The organism is Microbulbifer variabilis, from assembly GCF_056232115.1.
Genome location: NZ_CP174325.1, coordinates 4,505,428 through 4,520,127, shown reverse-complemented (window position 1 = coordinate 4,520,127; position 14,700 = coordinate 4,505,428). Strand labels below are relative to the sequence as shown.

General features: G+C 43.3%; 23 protein-coding genes. All 23 read left to right on the top strand.

Annotation, left to right across the window (positions count from 1 at the left end; genetic code table 11):
- The first annotated feature begins 342 nt into the window (after positions 1-342).
- The 23 genes from ACJJI7_RS20235 to ACJJI7_RS20125 all read left to right on the top strand — a co-directional run bounded on the left by ACJJI7_RS20235 (position 343) and on the right by ACJJI7_RS20125 (position 14,627).
- Complete coding sequence (locus ACJJI7_RS20235; RefSeq protein WP_282953164.1) at positions 343-1,212, top strand: hypothetical protein; 870 nt, start codon at positions 343-345, stop codon at positions 1,210-1,212.
- Positions 1,213-1,673: 461 nt separating this feature from the next.
- Positions 1,674-2,060 carry a DUF2057 domain-containing protein gene (locus ACJJI7_RS20230; RefSeq protein WP_020412076.1) on the top strand — a complete coding sequence of 129 codons (387 nt, stop codon included), beginning with the start codon at positions 1,674-1,676 and terminating at the stop codon, positions 2,058-2,060.
- Between the two features lie 105 nt (positions 2,061-2,165).
- The gene (locus ACJJI7_RS20225) at positions 2,166-2,435 is read left to right on the top strand and encodes a hypothetical protein (RefSeq protein WP_282953166.1); all 270 of its coding nucleotides are present in this window, start codon (positions 2,166-2,168) and stop codon (positions 2,433-2,435) included.
- Positions 2,436-2,941: 506 nt separating this feature from the next.
- Positions 2,942-3,436, top strand: a complete 495-nt coding sequence (locus tag ACJJI7_RS20220) for a hypothetical protein (protein WP_475717102.1) — start codon at positions 2,942-2,944, stop codon at positions 3,434-3,436.
- 88 nt (positions 3,437-3,524) lie between these two features.
- Complete coding sequence (locus ACJJI7_RS20215; RefSeq protein ID WP_282953168.1) at positions 3,525-4,010, top strand: SF0329 family protein; 486 nt, start codon at positions 3,525-3,527, stop codon at positions 4,008-4,010.
- Positions 4,011-4,091: 81 nt separating this feature from the next.
- A complete protein-coding gene (locus ACJJI7_RS20210; RefSeq protein ID WP_282953169.1) occupies positions 4,092-4,391 on the top strand; it encodes a hypothetical protein in 300 nt (99 codons plus the stop codon).
- Positions 4,392-4,486: 95 nt separating this feature from the next.
- Positions 4,487-4,948 (top strand): hypothetical protein, encoded by a 462-nt coding sequence (locus ACJJI7_RS20205; protein WP_444901365.1) that lies wholly within the window; start codon positions 4,487-4,489, stop codon positions 4,946-4,948.
- Between the two features lie 102 nt (positions 4,949-5,050).
- Positions 5,051-5,380 carry a hypothetical protein gene (locus tag ACJJI7_RS20200; RefSeq protein ID WP_444901366.1) on the top strand — a complete coding sequence of 110 codons (330 nt, stop codon included), beginning with the start codon at positions 5,051-5,053 and terminating at the stop codon, positions 5,378-5,380.
- A 107-nt stretch (positions 5,381-5,487) separates the two neighbouring features.
- Positions 5,488-5,757, top strand: a complete 270-nt coding sequence (locus tag ACJJI7_RS20195; protein ID WP_444901367.1) for a hypothetical protein — start codon at positions 5,488-5,490, stop codon at positions 5,755-5,757.
- Between the two features lie 99 nt (positions 5,758-5,856).
- Positions 5,857-6,222 carry a hypothetical protein gene (locus ACJJI7_RS20190; protein WP_444901368.1) on the top strand — a complete coding sequence of 122 codons (366 nt, stop codon included), beginning with the start codon at positions 5,857-5,859 and terminating at the stop codon, positions 6,220-6,222.
- A gap of 117 nt (positions 6,223-6,339) precedes the next feature.
- Positions 6,340-6,507, top strand: coding sequence for a hypothetical protein (locus ACJJI7_RS20185; protein ID WP_282953174.1), 168 nt, complete (start codon positions 6,340-6,342; stop codon positions 6,505-6,507).
- A 6-nt stretch (positions 6,508-6,513) separates the two neighbouring features.
- Positions 6,514-7,371 carry a hypothetical protein gene (locus tag ACJJI7_RS20180; RefSeq protein ID WP_444901369.1) on the top strand — a complete coding sequence of 286 codons (858 nt, stop codon included), beginning with the start codon at positions 6,514-6,516 and terminating at the stop codon, positions 7,369-7,371.
- 93 nt (positions 7,372-7,464) lie between these two features.
- Positions 7,465-8,208, top strand: coding sequence for a lysozyme inhibitor LprI family protein (locus ACJJI7_RS20175; RefSeq protein ID WP_444901370.1), 744 nt, complete (start codon positions 7,465-7,467; stop codon positions 8,206-8,208).
- Positions 8,209-8,284: 76 nt separating this feature from the next.
- Complete coding sequence (locus ACJJI7_RS20170; protein ID WP_444901371.1) at positions 8,285-8,713, top strand: hypothetical protein; 429 nt, start codon at positions 8,285-8,287, stop codon at positions 8,711-8,713.
- 118 nt (positions 8,714-8,831) lie between these two features.
- Entirely contained in the window at positions 8,832-9,230 is a 399-nt protein-coding gene (locus ACJJI7_RS20165; protein ID WP_444901372.1) for a hypothetical protein, read from the top strand.
- 190 nt (positions 9,231-9,420) lie between these two features.
- Entirely contained in the window at positions 9,421-9,801 is a 381-nt protein-coding gene (locus tag ACJJI7_RS20160) for a DUF7674 family protein (RefSeq protein ID WP_444901373.1), read from the top strand.
- Between the two features lie 66 nt (positions 9,802-9,867).
- Positions 9,868-10,212: a hypothetical protein gene (locus ACJJI7_RS20155; protein WP_444901374.1), complete on the top strand. Its 345-nt coding sequence runs from the start codon at positions 9,868-9,870 to the stop codon at positions 10,210-10,212.
- Between the two features lie 97 nt (positions 10,213-10,309).
- Positions 10,310-10,648, top strand: a complete 339-nt coding sequence (locus ACJJI7_RS20150) for a hypothetical protein (protein WP_444901375.1) — start codon at positions 10,310-10,312, stop codon at positions 10,646-10,648.
- A 663-nt stretch (positions 10,649-11,311) separates the two neighbouring features.
- Positions 11,312-11,617, top strand: coding sequence for a DUF6966 domain-containing protein (locus ACJJI7_RS20145; RefSeq protein WP_108732349.1), 306 nt, complete (start codon positions 11,312-11,314; stop codon positions 11,615-11,617).
- 144 nt (positions 11,618-11,761) lie between these two features.
- Positions 11,762-12,199, top strand: a complete 438-nt coding sequence (locus ACJJI7_RS20140; RefSeq protein ID WP_444901376.1) for a DNA polymerase Y subunit UmuC family protein — start codon at positions 11,762-11,764, stop codon at positions 12,197-12,199.
- Entirely contained in the window at positions 12,082-12,411 is a 330-nt protein-coding gene (locus ACJJI7_RS20135; protein ID WP_475717148.1) for a DinB/UmuC family translesion DNA polymerase, read from the top strand. Before ACJJI7_RS20140 ends, ACJJI7_RS20135 begins: the two co-directional genes overlap by 118 nt.
- Positions 12,377-12,592, top strand: coding sequence for a DUF4113 domain-containing protein (locus ACJJI7_RS20130; RefSeq protein ID WP_444901377.1), 216 nt, complete (start codon positions 12,377-12,379; stop codon positions 12,590-12,592). Before ACJJI7_RS20135 ends, ACJJI7_RS20130 begins: the two co-directional genes overlap by 35 nt.
- A gap of 649 nt (positions 12,593-13,241) precedes the next feature.
- Positions 13,242-14,627, top strand: coding sequence for a hypothetical protein (locus ACJJI7_RS20125; protein WP_444901378.1), 1,386 nt, complete (start codon positions 13,242-13,244; stop codon positions 14,625-14,627).
- Positions 14,628-14,700 lie beyond the last annotated feature (73 nt).

Sequence of the window (14,700 nt, the reverse complement as noted above, 5' to 3'; positions counted from 1 at the left end):
TAGGGATACGGGTAGCAATTTGGCCGAGGTGGTTACGCAATTTTAACTCGCGTTAAAAAATTTTTATTGGGATAACCAGATTAATTAGCAGTGTTGTCTTTAGTTTTTTATCTGGTACGGTTAAAGAGGAAAAAATTTTGGATAGGTATGACAGGGTGAAATACAATGCTTCCGACAGTTTTAGCCCAGTAAATCTATAAAGGTATTTTCGTGGATTGGAGCTATCAAGACATATGGAAAATATAGGTTGTCAAGGAACAGGTCTCGCTTTATCAGCATTTGGTCCTAAAAAACTGTCTGAAATATTGTCGTATCTCATACTATATGTAATGGATTGTAATTTTGAAAAAACTAAATAAAAACAGTTCTCTGCAAAGGGCTGTGTTGAAAAATTCTATCGCTGGCTTCACTCTAATCTGCACATCGACATTAGCTCAGGCTGATACGATCAGTAAAAAAATAGACCTGGGTGAGCCGTTCCCCTTTAGGATGGAAAATGAGGTTGAATATAAGATAAATGTAGATGTTGGCTATCAATTTGATACCATTAGTAAAATTTGTATCAATGCCGAGGTTGATAATGGAACTGCTACCGCACTATCTTATTTAGCGAAAGATGAATCTGCAGATCCATTTTTGGTTATTACTCCGCAATTGTTGGGGTTGTATAAGACCTTCGAACTTCCAACATCTGAAAATCCTAACCCTGTTCCACAGTTGCAAAAAAGCATCAATATTTGTCAGGGAGAAGATAGTATCTTGGCAAAGAGCTTTCTCGATGGAGAAGGTGGATTTACATACAATGTGTCCGGTGGTTATATAGACTTCTGGGACATTGAGCTGGTTGTTGAGGGTGATGTTTCCGACATTCGGTTGGCGATTGAGATTGACGAACCTGCCGAGTTCTCAGTTCCTACCTATGGGGGAAGAGTCAATTATGACGCAAGTATTCGTAATTTAGACTCTACACAATCTTTGGTGACACTCGAACAATGGAGTGTACTTAAATTTCCCAACGGTGATAACTATCCCATCCATAAATCAAGGGATGTGGTATTAAATTATTCTGAAGCGAAGGATTACACTCGAAATTATCTAAACATACCTGCTTGGTTTGAGGCTGGAGATTACGAGCTGACTTGGTATGTGACTGACCCAAATACCGGGGTTCGGGTGAAAGACAGCCTGTCTTTCACAAAAAGTGCTGACTAAAGTATAGATTTTTACAGGCTGGGATGCTCTTGTGTCCCAGTTGCCCTATTTAGGTTGTATAAGTAGAGAATTGCCTAGCTGTGCATAGCTCTATTGCGGCGATGGCGATACCGAGTGGGTGATACTGGCTGTGGTTTTCAGTAGTGGAGTGGACGTATCGCCGGTGCGAAAGCCCGAATTATAGAGCCATGGCTGACATCTACAGAAATTCCCCCCCCTAACTTATTGATTTAATTATGGGTAAAATGTGTTCAAGAGTGGGAGGTCGAGCCAGGCGACTTGAGCCGATGGCTCACTATTTCTGGTTGTTATTTAGACAATGGTTTACAACCTGCTGTAAATAAAGGCTTTTTTGCGGAGCTTGGAGGCTCCCTCCCAGAAATAGTGGCCAAATGGATAGTGAGCCACTGGCTCTTTAATAAACTGTTATGTGTAATCGATAAGGTGGTGAGGCCCTAGTAATGAGAAGAGTAATATTGTTAACAGTATTTCTAGCGGCATGTGCTACGACTCCAGAGATGTATCAACCGAATTTAAATAAAGCGGTCTTGGTTGCCCAAAATGATGCGTGGGGAAAGTCATTTATTCCACTAGAAACCCAAGCCAATACACGGATTGAAGCAATTGATGGTGAGAAGGTATCGGATTTCTTCAATAGTACAAAAAATATTTCCATTGATCCTGGAGAACATAAGGTAGTGGTTTCTTGCTATCTACGAAGGGGAGGACTTCATCAAAAAGCGGAGCACGAGTTCATCCAAACTTTCAAGAAAGGCATAGTGTACGTTTTTGCGGGTAAGCTCGGTAAGGGCGCAGAATGTGAAGTTGATATTGAGCAACGTACATAACAATTACAATCAGGTTGCTACGGGCCTTTGGCCCTTCGCGGGACGGCCTACGCTGCGCTCCAGCCGCCCCTGTTGTAGCCATCATGTGAACTCACCTCGGAATATATGACTGAGATAGAAATAGAGCTATTAGAGAATTTATTTGATTCTTTAGACAAGCTGTTCGATAGAAAGTGTACGGTCTTTGACTTGACGTCAGAATTACAGGCCACACAATCAAGATTAGGGCTGAACCCACCTATAGACTTAAATCCATACTTAGAAAAGCTAAACAAGCTAATAAAAAGTGAGGAGTCTGAAGAAGCTAAACGCAACGAAGCCCTTGCTATTACTAATAAGTTGCGGGAGCAATTGAACGATCTACTACCTATTTAACGCACACATAACAAGGCGATCAAGACGGACCTATTTTTCGTCGCTTCAAATGTGTGCTTTAATAGCACACATTCAAACCAACAAAAAATAAGCCGCTTATCACGGCGTTATGTGGCTATCAGATCAAAGCGGAAATGAATATTAGAAATTTTGTTGCGTTAGTTCTTGTTGTCTCTGGATCAATATTATTGGGTGGCGCCTTGTGGTCTTTAGCGGGTATATATACTTGCCCAGAGGGCACACCGGATTGTGAGGGATGGGCTATTTGGGGTGGCTATGTACTAGGTCCAACAAGCTTCGGGCTTCTAGTTGGTGGAGTAGCTCTGTATAAAAGGTATAGCGCTTGGTTCCAGCTTGTTGCAGCCCTTGGGTTAGCATGGGGCGTGTATTGGGGGTTTGTGTGAAACCGCATAACAATCACAGGCAGGTTGCTCCGGCCCTTCAGGCCTGCGCGGGACGGCCTACGCTAGGCTTCGGCCGCCCCTGCTATGGGCGTTAGGAGCATTATGTACCGAAGCTTCATAGGATTGCTTTTTTTGTTTGTTATTTCAGGATGCCTATCGCATGAAGAGAGGGAATATCAAGCTTATATTCGCGAGTATAACCGTATAATCGCTAATCCAGCTCCAAGCACTTGGAAGCTTGACACACCTTGGTCGCTTGTACTGCTGGATGAATCGTCCAAGATAGTTGAGACGATGCAAGTTGAATTTACTTCATTGGCTGCGAAAACTTGTACCTCCGGCGACTGGAGACGGCTACGTGTCATAGAGGCAAACTCTGAGGTTCAAGCAATAGCTAATTCTGGCTTCATCCCTGAGCCGGCGTATACATTGACGGGTAGCTACTTGGTAATCGATTTAAACGCAAACATATGTGATGCAGGCAATGAATTACGAGGGGAAATCACGGAGCTTGGTATATCTGGTACTCGCCAGACGGTACACATGTTTGGTGGAGAAAAGCTCGGTAGATTTGTCGGGATCCGCGTTGGCTCCTAACAAACGGCAGCACGGCGAGCGCTTTTCCGCAGCTGCGCTGCTCCAAAGCGCCTCGTGTACCGGGCGTTAGCTGCAAAGAGTAAATCTCATGCAATGGTCAAAATTGAAGAAACGAATAGAAGAAAATTTCGCTGACTCAATCAAAGGTAGAATCGAGGTTTTTACAACCGCATACAGGCGACAAGATGAGACGGCTAGAAGTTGGGTTGTAATTGATGGAAAGCAAGAAGTAAGTCTTACTGATTGTAATTCTTGGTGGGAGCAAGGAGCATATTTTCATGAACTCACGCCTACTGATTGCCTAACTCATAAAGCTGTAAACGACTCCGAAAGAACTGAAGGTAATCTATATGAAGCGGGTGAATTCAGCAGTTATGATTTTAAAATTATGTGCTTTGAGTCATTAAACATCTCAGCGCAAGATTGCATCAAGTCAGAGCATCCTTTGCTAAGGGTCATTGGCGTTCTCCATAGAAAGCTAGGAAAAGCCAAAGTTAAGGAAATGCAAAAAGACTCTCACCCAATGGTTGCCTATTTTGCTAAATTTCGCATGCAGGCAGAGGCAGCTAACTAGTCAATCAACTTCGCGCCTTCGGCGCCGGACGCGCAAAAAGCGCGCGCCGGTTATTGAGGCGTTAACTGCTAAGGAGAGTTGATGGACTTCGGCAAGATTGTCAAAGGTACTGAAGGAATCGATCTTGATCTGTGGAGCGAGGTTATTTCTAAACATGAACTTCTTGAGCAAGCCCCAGATAGAAAGGGAGTCAATCCATTTACTCATGAAGAAGTAATATTTTCTGGTGTAGGGGTGGCATTCTACTGCGAGGGTGGTGAGAACGTTGGCAATATCTGTTTCCAAGAAGGAGCATTGCTAACTACGGGAGTACCTATGTCCGTCTGTTCTGAGCTAGCCAAAATATTCAATGCGGTTGCATCTGAGGATGATCGCAGTTAACAAGCCGCAGCAATCGCTCCCGTTGGTCGCTGGGACAGCCAAAACGCTGCGCTTATTTGTCTGCTCCTGTGCGCGGCGTTATGCGAGCTATTGCAATGAAGCTTGTAGTGATCTTAATTTTGGCTGTCTTTGCCATAGGATGTGAGACTATACGAGGTGTCACCAGGGTCGCCTACTTCGAACCTGTGCCTGCCAATGAGTGCGTCATCACTTCAGCCAAGTCCATTGAAGGCCTCACAGAAATAGAGTACGTCACAGAGAGCGGAGGAAGACCATTGACTCTCCATGGCATTGAGAAGACGAATGTAATTCATCGCTACTGGTACACTTACAAAGGCATTGAAAATGACTTTTATTTCGTCGAATCGTACAACGGTGAGGTGGAATTCAGGCATGGATACGGTTGTTTAAACTGCTACCCACCGCAGGAAGCAATAGACACAATTTATCCATTTATTATTGAAATGGAAAATCGGCTTCAAGAACAATGTGGCGTAAGCAGTCTTGCATCCGGTGTGCAAGAGTTTTGTAGCGGTGTTAAATGTCCGAACGCATAACAAGTTGCGCAAGTGGGATGTATTTTTAGTTGCTTCAATTTGTGCTTAAATAGCACAAATCAAAACAACTAAAAACGCCCCTTAGCAAAGCGTTAACCGTATATGAGCCTTACCATTGATCAAGAAATAGCACGAACGAAAAAGTTGGTATCTGCCGCGAAGTCAGTAGTGTCTGGGCAGGTAGGAATTACTATCGGTTCTAAATCAGTGTCGAACAAACTTTACTGGCTAGGACCGGAATGGGAAGAAAGATATCCAATATTTAAGGAGTTTCATTCAGCTTTGCCACTAGATATTCCAGTGGGTGTAGAGCGTCTTGAGTGGAACCCGGACCTTCTTCTTGAGCTAGACCCAGTTTTAGCCAAAATAGAATTTAAATTTCGTCCGCGTATACTTGAGACTTGTATAGCCATTATCAAGCAACACGGTTAACAAGTTACTGCATCCGACAACCTACACTCCGCTCGCCTTGTACTGTACGCTACGCTAGCACAAAGCGGCTCCATTCCGGTGGCGGCTGAGTAAGGCGTTAGGTTTAGATGATGAATGTTAAAAGTGTTGCTGATATAGAAGGGTCGTGGGTAGAGCCAGAGTTAAACTCTGGGTTAATCCAGCGATGTAGAGATAATTGGTCGAAGCCAGTTTCTCAAGTTTCGAATCATGTTCTTGCAACATTCATCCGCCAAAAATTTGCACTAGCCATTGTGCTTCCGGAGGCAGAAGACCGTCTTAGACGTGGTTATGTAGATGGCACAGAGCTATACGACGAAGAGCTGGAAGTAGCCATAAATGAACTACCAAAAACCTAACAAGGCGGTTAATTTCGTTCGCTCCGCTCACTGGGACAGCTTACACGCCGCTTCGCTCTGTTCCAGTTGCCCATTACCGAGGCGTTAAGTGTAAAATCCATGAGTAGACATCAAGGAAAGCAAGAAGAGCGAGAATTTGAGGGAGAGAAACTTCCCTCAGAATTCAAGCTGTCTCGCTCTAAAATAATGTATATCGAAGATAAGTCGGGCGGCCTAGAAGGTGAGGCTCGTATTGGTCGTGTTTACTTATCAAAGTCAGGAAAAACGCTTTACTATCGAGGAATGAAATTTCAAAGCCTTAAAGGTAGTGGCTTTAAAGCAAATTACTTCGAGGTCGAGTCTGGTGACCACTATTGGATATCCGGGCCCCGTAAAGATAAAAATGACCATCTGTATGGCGGTAACAGTGGTGTGGAAATAGACAATGATGTCCATGAAGAGTACAGGCAGTACATCAACACTTAACAAGTGGCGGCACAATCTCCACACTTCGTGTGGCTGGACAAAGCACTGAGAGCTTTGCCTGTGCGCCAGGCGTTAAATGTCCGAGCGGGGAACCGTTACTTATAGAGGAAATATGACATGATGAGTCTTATATTTATTTTGGTCCTTACCAGCATGGTTATTTGTGCTTCGATCGCGCGAAAACGTCATTTAAATGGAGTATTCTGGGCTTTTATGGGGGGACTTCTAGGGCCAATCGCCATTCCATTTGCCTTGGTCGCAAAACAAAAAAATGATGGAGTTTAGGTAAGGATGCTTTTTTCTAGAAGTCGGTCGTCACGGTCTATTTATGGTGCCCTTGCTATCGCTTTTTCAGCTTTAGTTGGCTGCTCAGACTTTTTCCCTGTGGAGAGACAATCTCCAGCAAAAGAAGACTTTTTAACTTTGACCGAAGATGATCGGATTCTGTACAAGGAAGGGATGAAAGACCAAGCTTTACTGATTCGGAATGTGCTAGATGAAAAAGTCAAAGATATCGAAATAGTACATGGAAAACCATTCATCAATCCGCCAGTCGTTCATCTTTGCGATACAAGGGAGTGCTTTGCTAAATATACAGGAATTGATAGTGGTATTTTAGCTGCGGTGAGTTCGAATGGCTTATTTTTAAAGTCTTATGTAGTTACTCATGAAGATTATTCACGATGGCTGGCACATGAGTTATCACATTTGCACCTTCGTCAACAAATATCGACCTTCAGAGCCAGTTTTATACCTCAGTGGTATCAGGAAGGTTTGGCTACGTTTGCATCGAATGGCGGTGGAGCTAATAAGGTTAGCCGAAAAAAAGCCTTAGAGTACATTCATAACGGCAAGCACATAGTCGTGGTGGACGAAAGCTCTCTTTTCAGCGACCCTTGGCCTTTAAACTATGTTGTGGCAAATGATGATTGGCCTAAACCTTGGTACCAGCAACATATGAACTACCGGCAGGCTTCCCTATTCTATGAGTTTTTGCATCCAAATGGCGGGATTGAGCTTATTCGTGCACTGGAAAATGGGGAGACATTCAACGATGCATTCAAGTCAGTTTACGGTAAAAGTCCAGAAGAAATGTTTGCTATTTACAAAAGTAGTCTAGCTAAAAATAAGGTTCACGAAAACATTTAACATGGCGCTGTAGTTCGTTACGGGCTTTCAGCCCTCCACCGGACGTGCAACACACGCCGCTGAGCTTGGCGTTACGTGCGATAAGGATATTTAATGAAAATTAGTTTCTTTACATTAATTGCTTTTTTGATTGTTAGCTCACCTGATATTTTTGCCACAAGCTTTGATTGTGAGAAGGCTTCTACCAGTTCTGAATTATTGATCTGTTCTAATAGGCGACTTGGATCTTATGATGAAAATCTATCAGCTGTCTATAAGTCTGTCATGTCGACATTTTCAGGGCAAAAGTCGTTGGAGATTAAGAAAGAGCAGATTCGCTGGATTAAAAAGCGGGATGATGCATGTAAAGATGAAAAGAGTTGCATCTCGGCATACAAGCAACGCACAGCAGAGCTCAGAAAACTTTTATGGAGCGGGAGTGACTTAGAATCGTTTTCGATTGATCGGCAGTCATGTAGGGCAACTAAAGATCAGGAGATTCTAATAAAGTGCATTAAGTTGAATATTTACGATCCATGCGACGATGCTGGTGGTAAATGGGGGGCGGCACAATGTGGTTGGGCTCATAATATTATAGCTGAAAGAAGAATCGATGCTCTAGACGCAGAGATTATTGAGAAACTAAGTAAAGCTGCCGATGGAAACGAATTAATAGAACGCTTTAAATCAACCTCAGCTGTGTGGCGCTCATATAGGGATTCACACTGCGCACTTATAAATGAAATGGACGGACTTGAAAACTTCAGTAGTTACCGATTACATATGGCATTCTGTAAACGCCGATTAAGTGAAATGAGAGTGATCGAACTAGAAAAAATCTATGCTAGTTCTGAATAAAAACGTAACAAGCACGTGCATTTGACCTCCACTTCGCTGCGGCAAATGACACGGGCGTTATGAGCTGAAATTACCAATGAAAGCACTTACTTTAATTTTTCTTTTTATCTCGACATCAGTATTTGCTACGCAAGATGATTATTGGTGGTGGGGTAAAATGAGTTATGAAAAATCACTTCCGATGAATCTTGGTATACTAAAGCTTGACATTCATCTAAAGTCTGAATTTTCGGAGGGTGAAGACAATATTCAAGAGATGGTATTCGTCCTTAATAGTGAGAAAATTCAGGTACCATCCAACGTTTTAGAGAGCTTCAAAGGTATCAATCCCTCTAGCTTTTCACTGTCAACTAGTCATATTGATGAGGGTTTTACCGTTACTGATGTCATTTTCACTGCAAGGTTCAATTATGGTTACCCAGATTGCGTTCGTCGTGGAAGTATCTCAATTAGCAGTACGGGGTATACGTCACATATGATTACCGGTGAGCAGGTATGCTCATAACAAACACAAGCAAAGGGATGGTCAACACTATGCACATTTTGTACGGTCGCTATGCTCCCAGTTTTGTACAAAAAATGCATTGCATTGTCCGCTCCTGTTGTGAGCATTAAGGCAAATAATGAATAAAGTCTTCCTATGTATGCTGATACTTAGTTGGTCTATAATTGCAAAGGCAACAGATCAGAGTAGTTTCAAAGGCTATTTAGTTTACGATGAAGAGTGGGTCGGGTTTTATCACTGTGGAAGTGATGTATACGGCTTAGATGACAGTAGCGATCTCGATATTTACTCTATGTACCAAAAAGAGAAGTCAGGTTTTAGGAAGCTTCTATATGTCGAGCTAATAGCAGAAGTCACGAATATTGGGATCTATACTTTTGGACTATCCTCACCGCCGAGAGACATAAATCTCCGTATTACTAAAATTATAAAAACTGAAAAACACGACTCCCCAAAGTGTAGTATTGCTTCTGAAGCAACGATAATTACTACTTATGATGAAGCGCCAGATGCCTAGTTTCTTATGGCAAAGTATAAGGGATACTGAAGCCGGGGCCAGGGTCCTTGTCGCCTTAACAAGGTGCGGCAGACCGACGTCTTACTTTGTGTATTTTTTGCCCAGTCGCTACGCTCCTATTTTCGCGCAAAAAATGCACAAAGTAAGCCGCCGCTGCGCACGGCGTTAGAGCTTTAGACTGAGAAACGAGATGGATTTAGATACCTTTTGTAGGCGAATTAGGGAAGCCTATCCTGAAATATCAGCACATGCTGACAAGTTATATGATGACTATTGGAACAGGTTGGTCCAAACGGAATTCTCTTCATATTCTTGGTTTGAATCACTAGCGAATGCCCTGAACAGTGAAATGAAAAAGAAAGTGACAGCTGATAATTATCAAGCACTCCTTAAAACTATTAGTTCAGTGTACGAGCACGGTGAAAGTGGAATAATGAAAGCAATTGACGTCGCATTCGTAGAGAATCTGTTTTGGCAAGTAAATAGCGATAATGCTCGACCGTACTGGGAAGTAATGCCTAAGAATCTAAAGGGGTTCTATGTCGGGTTTCACGGGCAAGCACCGCTCTAACAATCACAGGAACGTTGCTACGGCCCTCCGGCCGCCCGTGCTGTGGGCGTTATGCAAAAAACGAGTATGAATGATTCTCCATCAGAAAAGGTAATTCTACAAAGAATTCGAAATAGGATTATCGAAGTTTTAGAGCTTTTCTCTGATGAAAAAGTATACGATATGGCAATAAGTAATTTAGAATTTTGGGCAGACTGGGTGGGCTCTCATAGCATCTCAAATTTTGGCCCACCTGTTTTTAGTCCTGAAGAAGTAGAAGAAATTAGAAAGATAGATGCTGCTTGGGAGCATGTAGATTTAAACTCTGGCATAAGATCTGAACAATGGGCCGCGCTTTCTCAGAGTTCCAGGCGAGCACTCACTGTATTTATGCAGCGTGGGAAAATGTCGGAGAAAGTAGAAAATACATAACAATCGTAGGCAGGCTCGCGCACTGCGTGCGCTGGACGTCCTCTCCGAAGCTTCGTTGCTCCAAGGCCACCCCTGCTACGGGCGTTATGTATAAAAAATGAAAAATAAATTATTTACTCAATGTCTTATTCTGCTTTGCTTCTTGGCTGGATTGACAATTGTGATGCTTTATCAAACAGATGGCAGCGCACTCGCAATTTTGTTTGAAGAGTCTCCAAAATTGGCAGTGCACCTTGTATTCGGAATTGTTCTTTTTAGTTTAATTTGCTGCTCCCTAAAGTTAAGGGAATCTCCCAGTAGGTATCAAAGACTATTTGTTTTTGTTTCAATAGCAGTCTTTCTCTCTTTCGCGGGGCTATCTGGCTATGTGACAGTACTATTTTCTATTTATCCATGCTGGCTTGCTTTTAAATACTGGCGCGCTGAAAATGCATAACAAGTCAATGAACTACGCGCCTTCAGCGCCCGACAGCTTATACTCCGCTTCGCTGCGTTCCAGCTGCGGGTTATTGAAGCGTTATGACTCTTAGTAGTATGAAATATTTAATTATTGCTCTAGCGATGCTGCCGCTCCATGGGAAGGCATGTGGTAGTGATGAAATTCCGCATCACATAAAGTTGTCCGAAGGGGCATTGTACAATTCGCCTCAGTGCCATCCTGTGAAAGTAGTTGTTCCTACAAAGTACAGGGGTGGAAAGTTGAAGTATGCAACCTACCTGCTGGGATCTGGAGTTGCGGATAGCACCTCTCTTGAAGTAAATGTAAACATTCTTGGTTCATCTGACTCAATCAATGAATCGGAATTATATTTATGCTTGAACTATGAAGTGGCTCCAAGGTCCATGCTGCACTTACGCTATCTTCCCGAGCCATACGAAAACGGAGCAGTATCTCTATGTGCCCATGAATACTACATCAGAGATTTTATGTCTCATCTCACAGAGTCATAACAAGTTGCTGAAGTACACTCCGGTCGCGAAAATCGCGCCCTCCGCGGGACAGCTTACCTTGTGCACATTTTGCGCAGGTCGCTGTGCTCCCATTTTTGCGAAAAATGTGCACAAGGTAAGCTGCCCCTGCCGGCGGCGTTAAGTGCCTATGAGCGATAAGTACAGTGCATATAAGCTAGTTCTTGAAGAGTTAGTATTGATTCTCAGAGAATATAATGAAGAGAATTGGTTCACCTATTTTTCTAAATCCTTGGAGCTACTAGAAAACAATAAGCCACAAGCAAGTATTTCTCATTCATTGCGTGCATATGGAGGAATGTGTAGCTTCAGTGATGAGTTGTATTTTACTGGCGCTCCTCCAGTTGAGGCGCAAAGAGGGTATGAGCTTCGTGAATTACTATGGCAGCAATGCAAGGACAGTGAAAATTTTCTCAAGCGTATTTTTGAGCTATGAGCACTTAACAAATTTAGGCAAGCGCCGCGCGCCTGCTAAAAGCGTTATCGCCGAGTCTTCCATAGCTGCTCTCTATAGCCCTATGGATATGTCGTCGAAACTCCAGTGGAAGTTGAGCATAAAGCCTGGCAATAAAGGGAGAAAATGGAATCTGCACGAAGTGGTGCTTTGTTAGCCAGCCGAGCAGTAAAGAAAATCTCCAAGTGCGATGGGGTTTGCGCTTTGGATACACAAGAAAAGTGGCAATGGATGCAGCGCCGTACCGCCGTCAATGATGTCTGGGGCATAGGCCGGCGACTGTCCAAGCGCTTGGCCGATTTTGGCATACAGACAACCTATGACCTGGCGCAGGCCAACCCAAAAGTATTGCGCCGCCATATCAATGTGAACATTGAGCGAACGATTGAGGAGTTGAACGGGATTCCCTGCCTTGGCTTGGAGGAAGAGCCCCAGCCAAGAAGCAGATCTATTGCACCCGCTCCTTTTGTGAAAAGCTCACCGACTTACAGCCGATACTGCAGGCTGCCACCTTGTACGCAAACAGGGCGGCGGAGAAGCTACGGGCTCAGAAATCGCTCGTAAAGTCGATTCATGTGCTTCTGCATACCTTGTACCATAAGCCCAGCTACTACAGCTGCAGCATAATTGTGCGGACACTATACCCTACCGACGATACGCGGGTAATTGTGGGGCTGGTAAGAAAGTTTATTGCAATTCTGTACCGGTCAGGGTGCCGCTTTATGAAAGCAGGAGTGGAGCTTGTTGAGATTATTCCTTGCGCTAGGACAGGGTGATCTATTCACGCCAGGCCAATCGGCAAGGGCCGGGGAGATCGATAGCATCAACCGCAAGTTTGGACGGGGGGCTCTATTCCTGGGGGCTGAAGGTATCCAGAAGAAATGGAATATGGGGCAGGAGCATCGCTCTCCGACCTATACAACTCAGTGGGATCAACTGTCGGTGATTACAGTCTAGTTACTGTGCAGCCATACAGTTTCTACATGTGCAAAAAATTGAGTAGCTGAGTAATCACGGGGTTTATAGTGGGTCTAAACGACCTTGCTATTTACACACGAAGTTATATAACTATATGATAGTTATATGGTTTTTGGTTTGACTGTGGCTCCTGAGGTCGCGGGTTCGATCCCCGTCGGCCACCCCAGATTCTTCCTTGTTTATCAAGGACTTAAAACCTCGCCTAGTGCGGGGTTTTTTCGTTTCTGCTCCCCGTGTGGTAATTTGGTGTGGTAATTTTGGCCTCAATCTATATTGAGGTATTAAGTTGGAGCAAGGGGGAGAGACTTGTATTGCCGATCAATTAGAGCCGTTCAAATCGATTCTGAGTGAGCTAGATGAATCATCGAAATTAAATGGTGAATTTAAACGGCTAAGTCAGCTAAGACCCGATTGTGGGATTCATGACCTTGAGGAGTATCGCTTAGGGTTAAAGAAATCGAAGTTGGAGTTGCAGGGCTCTTGCCGAACGGCGCACATCATAGGGGTTTATTGAAATCCTCCTTTTAGCGGTCGAAAACAGATAATAATTTGCATGGCATGCTGATCCTTGAAATAAAAAAAGATTAAGTGCGCAGAAAATTATAAAAATTCGTATTAGGTGTTGGGTATGTTGAATAGACTTTTTTTCTTTTTCTTGTTTATAGCTTCGGCATGTGTCGAGGCTGATTTTATTTCGGCGCGGGGTGAGCTCACTCAATCTAAGACGATTTCAAATATTTCATGGAAATATGAAGGTGCTGATGTTATTGAATTTTTGTTATATAGAAGAGGTTGGTCTCAGGCTAAATGGGAATTTGTATCCTCTTTTACCCCTGAGATATCTTCTTATCTTGACATGGACGAAATAAATTCAGAGCGCTCTTGGCGATATAGAATCGTCGCTAAGACTATATCTGGTGACTATGTCCGATATTTTGATGCTTTTGATTTGACAAAGCTTTATGCGAGTGGGATGAATAGAGATTTAGATGCTGATTTTTGGATGTCAGTACCGGCCGGCTCGGGTAGTTCTTTATCTAATGGCCGTGAATCGAGATTGGAGATTAAAAATATTTCTCGTTGGTCTAGCCTGGCTGGTCAACTTGATGGCGTTGTGGTTTATCGTTCCGCAATCATTGAGGCGAGTGATGAGGAGCTGGTCGAATTTTCTCAAGCTATGAAATCAAACGGTATTAAAATCGCGATTGAAATTAATGGATTATCTTCAAGCTACGCTTTGCATGAAAGTGAAGGGGAATCTTTAACTGGTGAAGAATCATTTTCTAGTAATTATACAAGGTCTCTAAAGCGGTTTGTTGATTTAGGAGGGGAGATCGATACTTTGATTTTTGATGGCCCCATTAGGAGAGTGTTATATCCGTCTGATACTCCGATATCCCCCCATACTTACCAGTCAATTGGAAATGAGCTTGTTGATACTATGCGTCTTTGGCGTTCTGTGGTTCCAAAGATTAAGTTTGTACTTCTAACCAATTTTTCGAACTGGGGTTGGAAAGGTCAGCCTGCCAGGAATAGTAAAGGTCTTCCCCCTCAAAGTCTTGGGTACGGAAATTATGATGAGGCCCTTCGAGAAGTCTTGGGTGTGGTTAGAGGTAGTGAGGTTGACTTTGACGCTGTAGCTGCAGATTACAACTATGATGCATTTTTAAATGAGGGCTACTCAAATCAGGTTGAGCTAGTTAAGGATGTGGATTATAAAAATCGACTGATTGAGTTTTATCACGTAGTTAAGGATTATGGTTATCAATTCAATATGATAATCAATTCTGCGAGGGGTGCGAAGGAAGGAAATCACCCATATCGGGTTGAAGTTTTGAATTACATCCATTCCCTTATTGGAGTTGGCGTTAATGTAGATTCGTTTGTAATTCAGAGTTGGGGTAGTTATCCGTCACTTTGGTTAACAGAAAATACCACCGGAACTATGACTTGGACGACACGGCTGGCTTTAGAGCGTGTGAGAAATGGGGTGGATGTCGCACCTGGCTACTAGTGCCGCAATCAGATCCGGTAGTGTAGTAAAGGTAGCGTGAAAGGAAAGTAATTGGTGTTTTAATAATTTTTCT